The organism is Staphylococcus sp. MI 10-1553, assembly GCF_010365305.1.
In the GTDB taxonomy this organism is placed as follows: domain Bacteria; phylum Bacillota; class Bacilli; order Staphylococcales; family Staphylococcaceae; genus Staphylococcus.
Genome location: NZ_CP048279.1, coordinates 2,696,084 through 2,708,702 on the forward strand (window position 1 = coordinate 2,696,084; position 12,619 = coordinate 2,708,702).

A 12,619-nucleotide genomic window follows, 5' to 3' on the forward strand; every position below is an offset into this window, starting at 1 on the left:
TTATCTACCCTTTACTGAATGCGCTCTTCTTTAACGAGTTCGAACATCCCTTTAGCATTTTCTTTTGTCGCATGCTCATTTAATCCTGTGACTTTAACCGTAACGATTTTTTGACCAAATTGAATCACTAACTCATCATCTATTTTCACGTCTGTACCCGCTTTGGCAGTGTTCCCATTCACTGCAACACGACCTTGATCACTCAGTTCTTTAGCGAGTGTACGACGTTTAATTAATCGTGAAACTTTTAAATACTTATCGAGTCTCATAACTGTCCCCCTGTTCTATGTAAGCTTTAAGTTCTTCTTCTGTAAAGTCTTTATTTTTGACTTCATCATACAATTTTAAGAAATGGGTCGCAAATACTTTCTCAAATTTGACGCGTTCTTTTTTACCTTCTGCTTGCTTTTCTGTTTGCCAAATTGCTTTCACATCGTCTACATTTTGCGCACTTTCATTACCAAAAATATGCGGATGGCGTCGAATCATTTTTTCAGTCAAACTTGCCACCACTTCACGCGTATCCATATACCCTTCTTTACGACCGATATTCGTATGCAACAACACTTGTAACAAGATATCACCCAACTCTTCAATTATATGCCAATCATCTTCGTTATCAATCGCTTCAAATAGCTCATACGTTTCTTCGAGTAAGTAGCGCTTTAACGTTTGATGCGTTTGGACTTTATCCCATGGGCAACCGTGTTCATCATCGACTAAACGCGCAATCACTTGATCCGCATAATCAAAATCACCATACAACGCTGTCTCATCAGTAACTTTCGGTACAAAGACGCTCGTTAAATTCGTATATGTCACATCATGATCTAATGCATATATTGGACAACGCGTCACTTGTGCCCCACCTTGATGAGCCCCATCAACGACCATCACTTCAAAGTCATCCGGATAACGTTCCATCAATGATAACTTTAAACTACCGGCAACCATGTCACTGTAAACTTGCGTAATCATTGTTGCTGTCCGTGGATTGAGCATGTCTACCGTTAACGCCGTTGCATCTAACATCGTAAAGCCATCGTTAGGGTCGACATTGACCGCTTCAAATACGTCATCAATAAAGCTGCGTCCGCCTAACACTTTAACTTCCACATTGTGCTGTGGTGCATGTGACAACAATAATTGTGTCGTCGTCTCAGCCACGCGCGGATGACCCGGCACAGCATACACAATGTCTTCATGTTGCGCATACTCGAACAATCGCTCTGTTATCGTTTTATACACCGGTTCAAACGTTTCATGCGCTTCGTACACATCGTCGAAACTTTCGATATCGATGCCTTCTAATTGTGCAATCACGGGATGGTCTTTCGTACGCACGTAAATTTTAGATTGTTGTTGGATTAATTTGTAAATACTCACGGGTAATTCGTCTAAACCGTAGTTCCCTAATCCTATAATTGTCAGTTGCTGTGTCATGACTTTCTTCCTTTCTCCCACGAAATGACTTTATCGCCAAACGGTAAATGAATCCATTCTTCTTTATTTAAAATATTAAGGTACAGGAGCATGAATACAATGCTACCGACACCCACCATTGATGCAATAAGGAGTTCGACCAAACCACCGAAACGTGTCTCAGCAGGAATGAGATAATGACATAATTGTACAACAGCTGTCATTACCAATAAAGCTAAAATAAGTTTCACATAAAACTTTCGCAAGGCGTGAAGACGATAGAGCTGTACGACGCGATAATGTAAAACAATAACGAACACGACTAAAGAACTCACTGTCGCCATACTCGCACCAAAAATACCGAGCAACGGAATCGCGATGATATTGAGCACACCTTTTGCGACGATTCCGATGACGAGTGCTTTCATAATCATACGAAACTGTTCATGCACTTCTAGCAACGCGATGTACATCATAATCAGTGACACGCATATGACGGTTAACATATATAGCGATAATGTGCCCGTCAATTCCTCTCGTTCAAAAAAAACACGATTAAGTAACGGAATTAAATTGATCAGCCCAATCCCGCTCGCACTGCTAATCACAATCGTAATCTTCAGTGAGGCGTTCGCGTAACTGTGCATTTGTTGGAGCTGCCCATTTTTCTTCGTATCTGTCAAAAGTGGAATTAAAACGAAACAAAATGTCGTTGTGACAATGAGCCCCATTTGAATAAAGGACGCACCACGATCGAAAATTCCTTTTTGCATAATCGCTTCATCAAAAGTGAGTCCAGTACCGTAACGCAACATATTCACAATAGTAAAACTATCGACCACTTGCCATAAAATAACGATTAAATGACTGATTGCAAAAATGACTGTCGCAACGAGAAAACGACGCCACTGCAAGTCTTCTTGATCGATGGACGCAACAGGAAGATGACTTTTGAAAGCTAAAAACACCGTCGCTACTACAAAACCTGCAGTTGACGCAAAAATCGCCCACGTCCCCGCCTGATAAATTGACAAGTCTTGAGAGATGAACAACCCAATCACGACACCGATTAAACCGACGCGAACAAATTGTTCCAACACTTGTGAATACGCGGGCATGTGCATTTCATATTTGGATTGAAAATAGCCACGCAATAAACCAAGTGCGCCTACACAAATAAAACTGAAACTTGCCGCTCGAATCATCGGTGTTAATTGCGAATCACCCATTAACAACGCGACCGCTTTCGCACCGATGAACATCAAAGCGCAAATGACAAGACCCGCCCCTGTCAATATCCGACATAACCGTATAAAGAAAGGTTTCGATATATGCTGATGCCCTAACATTTGAGTATACGCACTCGGCAGCGCATTGCTCGACAAGACCACACCTAACGCCACAATGGGATAAATTTGTTGATACGCATACAACCCTTCATCGCCGAGTACATTTTGATAAGGTACACGATATAAAGCACTCAATATTTTGACGGCAATCAACCCTAACGTCAAGACGACGACACCATTAAATGCTGTTTTAGATTTCATCTGGGAGTCTCAAACTTTCTTCCAACGTCTTCGCTAAAAACTTCAGTGATTCGAGCCATTGTTTCCCTTTCGTCAACGTCACTTTCATGCAGCCATCTTGCACGCCAACTTTCATCGCACGACCGAGCGCGATTGTATTTTTAAATAACGCTTCACCGTCAATATCATTTGTACCTTTTTGGGTCAGTAAAATCTCAATCGCTTTACCTGTATCTTTCACGGACTGCACACCGACATGAAGGAGATGGACTTTAATCTCTACAGAATCTAACAATTGTTCAACCTCTGTTGGATACGCATTGAAGCGATCGAGTAATTCGTCTTTAATATCCATCAGTTGCTCCATGCTTTCAGTCGCTCTCAACTTCTTGTAAATTTCAATTTTCGCTTGTTCGTTGCGAATATATTCAGCTGGTAAATATGCATCCAGTTTCAAATCTAACTCAAGCTCAGGTACAGGTGTTTCTTCTTTAATGCCACGTTTTTCATTCACCGCTTCTTCTAACATTTGTGAGTACAAGTCAAAGCCGACCGAATCAATGAAGCCGTGCTGTTGTTTACCGAGCAAGTTACCGGCACCACGAATGTTCAAGTCACGCATCGCAATTTTAAAGCCACTGCCAAGTTCGGTAAATTCTTTAATTGCTTGGAGACGTTCTTCAGCGACTTCATTCAATACGCGGTTCGTTGTGTGAAGGAAATAAGCATACCCGATACGACTCGAACGACCGACACGCCCACGCAATTGATAGAGCTGACTTAAGCCAAAGCGATCGGCATCTTCAATAATGAGTGTATTCGCATTCGGTACATCGACACCTGTTTCGATAATCGTCGTCGTTACTAAAATATCGTACTCTCCATTGATAAAGTCGAGCATCGTTTCTTCCAAGTCACGTTCTGGCAATTGACCGTGCGCGACACCAATGGAAGCGCCTGGCATCAACATTTGAAGCTGTTCACGTTTTTCATAAATGGCGCTTACACGGTTGTAAAGATAAAATACCTGGCCATCTCGAGAAAGCTCTCGTTCTAAAGCTTCTTTAATAAAATTAGTGTTTTGCTCTAGGACATACGTTTGGACTGGGAAGCGGTTTTCTGGTGGCGTTTCAATAATCGACAAGTCACGTACACCTAACATACTCATATGCAACGTACGCGGAATCGGTGTCGCAGTTAACGTGAGTACATCGACGTTTGCTTTTAACTGCTTAATTCTTTCTTTATGACGCACACCAAAACGTTGTTCTTCATCGACAATGAGTAAACCTAAATCTTTATACTCAATCGTTTTACCGAGCAACTTATGTGTCCCTACGACGATGTCCACAAAGCCTGCTTTCAAGCCCTCTTTCGTCTCGCGCACTTCTTTAGCTGTACGAAAACGGCTCATCAAATGAATTTCAACAGGGAAATCACGCATCCGCTCAATCAATGTTTCATAATGTTGTTGCGCTAAAATGGTCGTCGGCACTAAAAATGCGACTTGTTTCCCTGACATGACTGCTTTGAAAGCCGCTCTGACAGCCACTTCTGTTTTACCGTAACCTACGTCACCACATAACAGACGGTCCATAGGTCTTTGGCTTTCCATGTCATTTTTAATTTCGATAATGGATTTCGCTTGGTCATCCGTTAAATCATATGGGAAATCCATTTCAAACGCATATTGTTCTTCCGTATCTGGTCCAAATTGATAACCGACAGATTGTTCACGTTCCTTATATAAAGCAATCAGTTCGTCCGCAATATCTTCTACACTGCGCTGAACTTTCGCTTTCGTTTTCTTCCATTCACTACCGCCTAACTTATACAGCTTTGGCGATTTATCTTCCGAACCAACATATTTTTGCACTTGCTCCATTTGATCGACAGGCACAAAGAGTTGGTCTGTTCCTTGATATTGAATTTTAATATAGTCGCGGTGTACGTCACCCACTGCTAATGTTTCCACGCCGAGGTAGCGTCCCACACCGTGATGCACATGCACGACATAATCGCCGACATTCAATTCTTGGTACGATTTAATTTTTTCAGCATTACTTAACGTTTTGCGACGCTTTTTCGTACTCTTTTTCTGCTTAGACTTAAACAATTCACGTTCTGTCACAACAACGAGCGACATGTATGGGAGTTCGAAACCTTCTGACAAGCTACCCTCAATAATTGCTACATGTCCCGCTACCATCGTTTCAACGTCAGGATCTAATAGTGTAGGGATGTGCATTTCGCTTAACATCGCCTGAATACGTTCTTTTTTCGTTGCCGTTTCTACCATGACGACGACACGATTTTCTTGTCGCATATAGCGTTGAAATTCAGAAGTCATGATATCGTATTGCCCATAAAATTGTTGGACCGGTTTACATGAAAACTTAATCATATCGTCTAACTTCATTTGCATTGAAGCGGTAAACAACGTGAAAAACGTAATTTTAAACTGACGTAACATCCGATCAAACGCCTCATCATCCATAAAACGTTGTCCGATAAAGCCTTTACCACTTTCAATCAAATTCTGTAAAAAGTCTTCTGTTTCAACCAACAAAGATTCCTCAGTTTCGCGAATACGATTATATTCATCAACTAAAATGACCGCATTATCTTTAAGGTAATCCAGTATCGTTGTAGGCGTCTCGTACATAAACGCGACTAAACGACGCAATATTTGTGGATCAAAATGTGCATCCTCAATCATTTGAAAACTATCATACGTCTCTTTCAAATCTTGACGTACTGACTTGTCAATTTTAGGTCTCGTCGTTTCGTAAGCAGACTTCAACGCTGTCATCATCTGTTGTCGGACGGCCTCTGTCATAATATAATCATGCGCTGTCGTAATTTCCGCACTGTTGATATTTTCTGATGAACGTTGCGTCTCTACATCGAATTGACGAATCGAATCCACTTCAGTATCGAACAGTTCAATTCGAATCGGTTCACCTAGTAACGGATACACATCAATAATGCCACCACGTACCGAAAATTCACCAATATTGGATACGACCGATTCACGTCGATATCCCATACTCACTAATTTTTCTAAAAGCGCGTCAATCTCAATATCGTCGCCCACTTCAAAAGTCATTTCATGGTCGCGCCACATCTCTTTTGGTGTGAGCAACTTTTTCAAGCCATTTAAAGGGACGATAAATAACCCGCGACGATTATTCGCGAGTGCTGTTAACGTTCGTACACGTTCACTCATCAATTCCGGGCTTTGCGTTGAAAATTCTTCTGTCATAATATCTTGAACAGGATATTTATACACTTCATCATCCGGAACAAACTGCAACAAATCCGCTTCAATCTTGTCTGCTTGATATAAATTGTTTGTGACCCATACGACTTGGCGATGGTCTGATTGATAAAGTTCCGCAATGATAGATGCTTTCGCGGCAGGCGTTAATCCTGTCACGAGTACATTAGATTGACCGACTTGCTCTGCTAAATCTTTAAATCTTGAGTCTCTATTTATAATTTCATTGATTATTGATTTCACTTAGCCTCACCATTATATCGATTCATTACATTTTCGAATTTTTCGTTTCCTATAAATGCTTCCACTGCATCTGCCACATGTTGAATCACTGTATCCATCACTTTCATTTCATTCGTTGAAAAGCGCTGTAATACATAATCCTTGACCGCCATCCCATTCGAAGGGCGATCGATACCTATACGAATACGCTTAAAGTCACTCGTTCCTAACATTTGAATGATCGATTTCATCCCGTTATGTCCACCTGCACTACCTTTTTGACGTAAACGTACATGACCTTGTGCTAAATCTAAATCATCATACAATATGAGTAAATCATCTACCTCAACATCATAGTAATCCATCAGAGGGGCAACTGCTTCACCTGACAAATTCATCAAAGTCAATGGTTCGATGAGCATCACTTTTTCACCATTGATTCGCTCTATCGTATAAGCGCCACGAAACATTTGTTTGTCGAGTTTGATTTGATGTCTATCAAGTAGATGATCGATGACTTCAAAACCGATATTATGTCTCGTATATTCATATTTTTTTCCTATATTACCTAAGCCTACAATACACTTCATCATTGACCTCCATGTTTGTCTTTCTCCTACGCTATTTTCATCATCATTTGCGTTTAATATCCCTATATTAACACATTTGACCTTGAACTTGGTGAATCGTCCTATTCCTATTATAGAACTTCTATTCGAAACACTCACAACTTATCGAAAATTCAAAATCGCTATACTATGACATTCAAATCTGAATAGGCGTTCATGCCAAGTTTAACACCTTTGATCATGTCTTTTCACATTATGCAACGGCACAAATCACGAATTCTTTTCTTTCCCTCTCCTCATATTGAACTACTTTTCAACGCACACCTTTTCCCATTGGCCAATTCAAAAACTGTTCGTCGCTTGATATGTATCCTTTTTAACGTTTGTCTCCATCGCTTTTCTTGAATCGAACGCTAGCTACAACGCCAAAAAGAGCTGACACCCATAAGGCTCAGCTCTTCTTGCAATGATATTGACATCATTTTTATTCTTCTTTTGCTTCCTCGTCTGAAGATTCACCCACAACTTCTGGCTCTTCTTGAGTAGATTCGCCTTCCATTGCTTCGATTTCTTCTTCAGTTGGCTCTTCAGTAGGCACAACAACTGAAACGATTGTGTCTTCAGCTTCGTTTTCGATAGTGAAGTCACCAGAAATTTTAACATCTGCTACTGATAAGCTGTCATTGATGTTTAATTCGCTGATATCCACTTCGATATATTCAGGAATGCTGTCTGGTGTAGCAGTGATTTCTAAGTTGAATAATGGTTGTTCAACTACGCCGCCTTCTTTAGCACCAGGTGCTTCACCAATTAAGTGAACAGGTACTTCTACAGTACGCTCTTCAGACATATTGATTGCTAAGAAGTCAATATGTGTAATTTGGTTTTTAAGTGAATCGTATTGATAATCTGATACCATTACTTTGATTTGTTTTGAACCTACACCAAGTTCAATGACACCGTTACGTCCAACTTCACGAATCAATTTGATGAATTCTACTTCATCCACTTTAACTGATACGTTTTTAGTACCGTAACCATAAACAACTGCTGGTACTTTACCTGCTTCACGGATTTTACGTAAGTCACCGCGAGTTTGTTTACCTTGACGAATAATAGACTTTAATGAAGCCATATTCATTTTCCACCTTTCCATTGCACACAATTGTGCTGCACTTGCCCATCAACCTATGTTGCTTGCAAGTGTGTATTTGTCCGTATTGACACGAACAGACCCATTTTACACGAGGGCTGATAATAAGTCAACATGCATTAGTCAAATAATACACTCACAGATTCGCGTTCATACACACGTACAATCGCTTGTGCTAACAATTCTGCTACAGAAAGTTCTGTAATATTGTTTGGCTTTTGTTGGTCGTTTAATTGGATTGAGTTCGTTACGACTAATTCTTTAATTGCTGAATTTTCGATACGTTCTTTCGCTGGACCTGATAATACAGGGTGTGTACAACAAGCAAATACTTCTGTTGCACCTTTATCTTTTAACGCTTGTGCCGCTAAAGTAATCGTACCTGCCGTATCAATAATATCATCAATAATAATCGCTGTACGTCCTTCAATTTCACCCACGATGTTCATCACTTCTGCCACATTTGGTTTTGGACGACGTTTATCAATAATTGCGATAGGTGTTTTAAGAATATCTGCTAATTTACGTGCGCGTGTCACACCACCATGGTCTGGTGATACAACAACACTTTTTTCTGGATCGATTTCTTTATTTTTCAAGAAATAGTCCGCTAAGATCGGTACACCCATCAAGTGATCAATCGGAATATCAAAGAATCCTTGAATTTGAGGTGCATGTAAATCTAATGCAATCATGCGATCCGCGCCAGCTGTTTCGAATAAATCAGCAACTAACTTCGCTGTAATTGGCTCACGGCTACGCGCTTTGCGGTCTTGGCGTGCATAACCGTAGTATGGTACAACAATAGTAATGTTTGCTGCTGAAGCACGTTTACATGCATCAATCATAATAAGAAGTTCCATCAAATGTACATTTACAGGGTTAGAAGTCGGTTGGATAATGAACACATCACAACCACGAATACTTTCTTCAATATTAATTTGAATTTCACCATCACTAAAACGTTTAACTGTACATTTACCTAATTCAACACCTACATGATCTGCGACTTCTTGTGCAAGTGGTTCGTTACCTTTCAACGAGAAAATTTTCAAAGACGAATTTTTATATTCGGTGTTTAACATTATTATGAATCCTCCAATTTTGTTTTGGTCACTCTTTTTAATTACAACAGACCGTTTTTAGTCTTTCATGTGAAACTATTGCTCTTTTTGATTCATGTATCCCGGTTTTGTCACTTGTTTTGAACGCGCGAGTGCTAAGCTATTTTCAGGAATATCATCTGTAATTGTAGAACCCGCCGCAATAAGCGAACCGTCTCCTACAGTCACAGGTGCGATGAGATTAGTATTACAGCCGATAAACGTATCTTTGCCTACAATCGTTTTAAACTTGTTGACACCATCATAGTTCACAGTGATAGAACCACAACCAACATTTGTTCTTGCCCCAATTTCTGCATCGCCAATATAACTGAGATGTGATACTTTTGCTTCATCGTCTAAGCGCGCTTTTTTAATTTCAACAAAGTTACCGACTTTTGTTTCTTTGCCCAAATCAGCACCTGGACGCAATTGTGCAAATGGCCCTACTGTAGACTTGGCACCGACGACTGCATCAGTAATAACAGAATGCTTAATCGTTACAGCGTCATGAATGTGACTATTGTGTACTTGAGAATATTGACCTACTGTGACACCTTCACCGACAACGGTATGCCCTGACAATTGAACACCTTGCTCGATAATGGTATCTGCACCGATTTCAACTTCAGCACCAATGTAAGTTGAGTCAGGATCAATTAAGGTTACGCCATTTTGCATGTGATACGTATTGATACGTTGGCGAAAAGCTTTTTCAGCTCGACTTAGCGCCACACGATCATTGACACCCATAATCTCCTCGAAATCATCCGTATGATAAACTGCGACTTTACCCTCATTTTGAAGTATTAACGTTAAAACTTGTGGCAAGTAGTATTCACCTTGCGCATTGTTGTTATCAACACGTTCTAACATCTCGAATAACGTTTGGTTATCAAAAGCGAAAATACCTGAACTGATTTCAGTAATCGCTTTCTGAGTGTCATTCGCATCCTTTTCTTCAACAATTTCCATCAATTGACCTTGTGCATCACGTACAATACGACCATAGCCAAACGGTTGTGGCGCTGTTGCTGATAATACAGTAGCTTGTGCGCCTTCTTGTTCGTGATGTGCCACCAAACGAGTCAATGTTGCACTTGTAATTAACGGTGTGTCACCACAAATGACAAGTGTTATCCCTTCTTTTGCTGATAAATGCTCAGCTGCTGTCTTCACAGCGTGTGCCGTACCAAGTTGTTCTTGTTGAAAGCTATATAAAGAAGCATCCCCTAACTTCTCTTTTACACTTTCCGCGCCGTGACCGACAATAGTGACAACTTGATCAACACCAGAAGCACGGACTTGATCAATCACATGACCAATCATCGGCTTCCCGGCAACGTGATGCAGTACTTTAGCTTGCTTCGATTTCATCCTTGTGCCTTTACCCGCTGCTAAAACGATTGCATGTTTTTGCATGGCAATGAACCCTCCATTATCTTATACACTTCTATACAATTATAATTTAACCGTGCACACACTTTCAAGGCGTAAACCTATAAAAGCCAATTCAACACCTTAGACATTCCAGTTATCCGTTGTTCACCATGTGCCATGAAACGATTTTGTCGATATCACTTTCACTTCCACTTAGATAAAAAATTGGATACCGTACAATTAGAAATGATTGCTAGGTAACTCACTTTTAACTTCATCGTAATAAAAAAGGCTTTGCCATCACCACAATGACAAAACCTCATAAAAAGAAAAAACTATTCAACTTCTTCTGTATCTTCTGACGCTTCTGATGTTGGTTTTTGAGCAGGTAAAACCTCATCAGTTTCATCATATACTTTCATTACCGCATCTTGAATCTCTTGTCTCATTTCAGAGTTGATTGGATGTGCGATATCGCGGAATTCACCATCTGGTGTGCGTTTGCTTGGCATAGCTACGAATAAACCTGAATTACCTTCAATCACTCTCAAATCGTGAATAACGAATGATTCATCTAAGGTAATTGACACTAAGGCTTTCATTCTGCCATCTGTTTGTATTTTTCTAAGTCTAACGTCTGTCACTTTCATGTAGTGAGCCCCCTATAGTAATTTAAGTATACTTTAATAGTATGTTTTTTAAGAAGTCATAATCTTAACTTTTTTTGATTATATCTCTTTAACCTCAGCAACCATTTCAATCTCTATTTTTACGTCTTTCGGTAAACGTGCGACTTCCACTGCACTTCTCGCAGGACGGTGTATGTCAAAGTATTTTGTGTATACTTCATTCACTTTTTGAAAGTTCTCCATATCCGATAAGAAGATTAAAACTTTAACAACGTGATTCAAATCTGACCCAGCAGCATCCAATACCGCTTTCAGATTCTCCAACACTTGCTCAGTTTGCTTTTCTACATCATCGCTTACAATTTCCCCCTCCAGGTTCAATGGGATTTGACCAGAAGTGTAAACGAGTCCGTTGACGATTGAAGCATGTGAGTAAGGTCCAACTGCTTTAGGTGCATTGTTCGTGTTAATGATTTTCAAATAATTGAACGCTCCTTTTACCTTTAAAATTTAGATAGACTATTCCCTGACTCGACTTTAAATTCTTGATTATATTCATCGACATCAGAGAGACGTACTAAGGAAGTATAATCTTCAATCAGTCGTTGTTTGACTTCTTTGGATTCTACAAGTACTGATACCCCTTTTACGTGGGCTTTAAACTCATTCATTAAATTCATAACCCCATTAATTGAACCACCAGCACGCATAAAGTCATCCACAATCAACACGTTTGAATGTTCCTTTAACGTACGTTTAGATAATACCATTGTTTCGATTTTTCTTGTCGATCCTGAAACATAATTGATTGAAACCGTTGAACCTTCTGTAACCTTATTGTCTTTACGAATGACGACGACTGGCAAGTTCAATACACTCGCCACAGCATTCGCCAACGAAATCCCTTTAGTTGCAATCGTCACAATCGCATCCAACTCTTCTTGCATATAAATCGTCGCAATGAGTCGACCGACACGCTTTAACAATGCAGGATTCCCCATGAGATCAGAGAGGAACAGATATCCACCAGGCAATAAGCGCTCTTTTTCTTGCAATAATGAAATCACTTCATCAATGACTGCTTGCGCCTCATCCTTTTGCATTTGCGGGCGATATTTCACACCCCCGCTTGCCCCAGATATCGTTTCCACTGTTCCCAACCCTTCTTTAACTAGTGTATCTTTAATGATTTGAACATCTTCACTAATTGATGACTTCGCTTGTTCAAACTTGGTCACAAAATACGTCAGTGGTACGAGTTTATTCGGGTTATTGATTAAATATTGTGTCATATAAACAATACGTTCACTTCTTTTGTATCGCACTGCTGTC

Annotated in this window: 11 protein-coding genes; all 11 read right to left on the reverse strand. The window is 40.1% G+C overall.

What is annotated here, in order from left to right; all coding sequences use genetic code 11:
- Nucleotides 1–11 precede the first annotated feature (11 nt).
- On the reverse strand, nucleotides 12–269 hold the full coding sequence (locus tag GZH82_RS12850) for an RNA-binding S4 domain-containing protein (RefSeq protein WP_019165011.1): 258 nt from the start codon (nucleotides 267–269) through the stop codon (nucleotides 12–14).
- Entirely contained in the window at nucleotides 256–1,443 is a 1,188-nt protein-coding gene (locus tag GZH82_RS12855) for a MazG nucleotide pyrophosphohydrolase domain-containing protein (protein ID WP_162682804.1), read from the reverse strand. Before GZH82_RS12855 ends, GZH82_RS12850 begins: the two co-directional genes overlap by 14 nt.
- Nucleotides 1,440–2,972 carry a polysaccharide biosynthesis protein gene (locus GZH82_RS12860; RefSeq protein WP_162682805.1) on the reverse strand — a complete coding sequence of 511 codons (1,533 nt, stop codon included), beginning with the start codon at nucleotides 2,970–2,972 and terminating at the stop codon, nucleotides 1,440–1,442. Before GZH82_RS12860 ends, GZH82_RS12855 begins: the two co-directional genes overlap by 4 nt.
- Nucleotides 2,962–6,465, reverse strand: a complete 3,504-nt coding sequence (gene mfd / locus GZH82_RS12865) for a transcription-repair coupling factor (RefSeq protein ID WP_457853123.1) — start codon at nucleotides 6,463–6,465, stop codon at nucleotides 2,962–2,964. The genes GZH82_RS12860 and mfd overlap by 11 nt, the downstream gene beginning before the upstream one ends.
- A 5-nt stretch (nucleotides 6,466–6,470) precedes the next feature.
- Nucleotides 6,471–7,043, reverse strand: a complete 573-nt coding sequence (gene pth / locus GZH82_RS12870; protein WP_162682807.1) for an aminoacyl-tRNA hydrolase — start codon at nucleotides 7,041–7,043, stop codon at nucleotides 6,471–6,473.
- Nucleotides 7,044–7,506: 463 nt separating this feature from the next.
- On the reverse strand, nucleotides 7,507–8,157 hold the full coding sequence (locus GZH82_RS12875) for a 50S ribosomal protein L25/general stress protein Ctc (protein ID WP_162682808.1): 651 nt from the start codon (nucleotides 8,155–8,157) through the stop codon (nucleotides 7,507–7,509).
- 137 nt (nucleotides 8,158–8,294) lie between these two features.
- On the reverse strand, nucleotides 8,295–9,260 hold the full coding sequence (locus GZH82_RS12880; protein WP_162682809.1) for a ribose-phosphate diphosphokinase: 966 nt from the start codon (nucleotides 9,258–9,260) through the stop codon (nucleotides 8,295–8,297).
- Between the two features lie 75 nt (nucleotides 9,261–9,335).
- Nucleotides 9,336–10,700, reverse strand: coding sequence for a bifunctional UDP-N-acetylglucosamine diphosphorylase/glucosamine-1-phosphate N-acetyltransferase GlmU (gene glmU, locus GZH82_RS12885; protein ID WP_162682810.1), 1,365 nt, complete (start codon nucleotides 10,698–10,700; stop codon nucleotides 9,336–9,338).
- Nucleotides 10,701–10,993: 293 nt separating this feature from the next.
- Nucleotides 10,994–11,308, reverse strand: coding sequence for a septation regulator SpoVG (gene spoVG / locus GZH82_RS12890; protein ID WP_096606780.1), 315 nt, complete (start codon nucleotides 11,306–11,308; stop codon nucleotides 10,994–10,996).
- A 78-nt stretch (nucleotides 11,309–11,386) separates the two neighbouring features.
- Nucleotides 11,387–11,767 carry a RidA family protein gene (locus GZH82_RS12895; RefSeq protein WP_162682811.1) on the reverse strand — a complete coding sequence of 127 codons (381 nt, stop codon included), beginning with the start codon at nucleotides 11,765–11,767 and terminating at the stop codon, nucleotides 11,387–11,389.
- Between the two features lie 23 nt (nucleotides 11,768–11,790).
- Nucleotides 11,791–12,612, reverse strand: a complete 822-nt coding sequence (purR, locus tag GZH82_RS12900; RefSeq protein WP_026066943.1) for a pur operon repressor — start codon at nucleotides 12,610–12,612, stop codon at nucleotides 11,791–11,793.
- Nucleotides 12,613–12,619 lie beyond the last annotated feature (7 nt).

Coding starts and splice junctions, on each gene's coding strand:
- GZH82_RS12850 (WP_019165011.1), bottom strand. CDS start 269: ATGAGACTCGATAAGTATTTAAAAGTTTCACGATTAATTAAACGTCGT.
- GZH82_RS12855 (WP_162682804.1), bottom strand. CDS start 1,443: ATGACACAGCAACTGACAATTATAGGATTAGGGAACTACGGTTTAGAC.
- pth (WP_162682807.1), bottom strand. CDS start 7,043: ATGAAGTGTATTGTAGGCTTAGGTAATATAGGAAAAAAATATGAATAT.
- GZH82_RS12875 (WP_162682808.1), bottom strand. CDS start 8,157: ATGGCTTCATTAAAGTCTATTATTCGTCAAGGTAAACAAACTCGCGGT.
- glmU (WP_162682810.1), bottom strand. CDS start 10,700: ATGCAAAAACATGCAATCGTTTTAGCAGCGGGTAAAGGCACAAGGATG.
- GZH82_RS12860 (WP_162682805.1), bottom strand. CDS start 2,972: ATGAAATCTAAAACAGCATTTAATGGTGTCGTCGTCTTGACGTTAGGG.
- GZH82_RS12880 (WP_162682809.1), bottom strand. CDS start 9,260: ATGTTAAACACCGAATATAAAAATTCGTCTTTGAAAATTTTCTCGTTG.
- spoVG (WP_096606780.1), bottom strand. CDS start 11,308: ATGAAAGTGACAGACGTTAGACTTAGAAAAATACAAACAGATGGCAGA.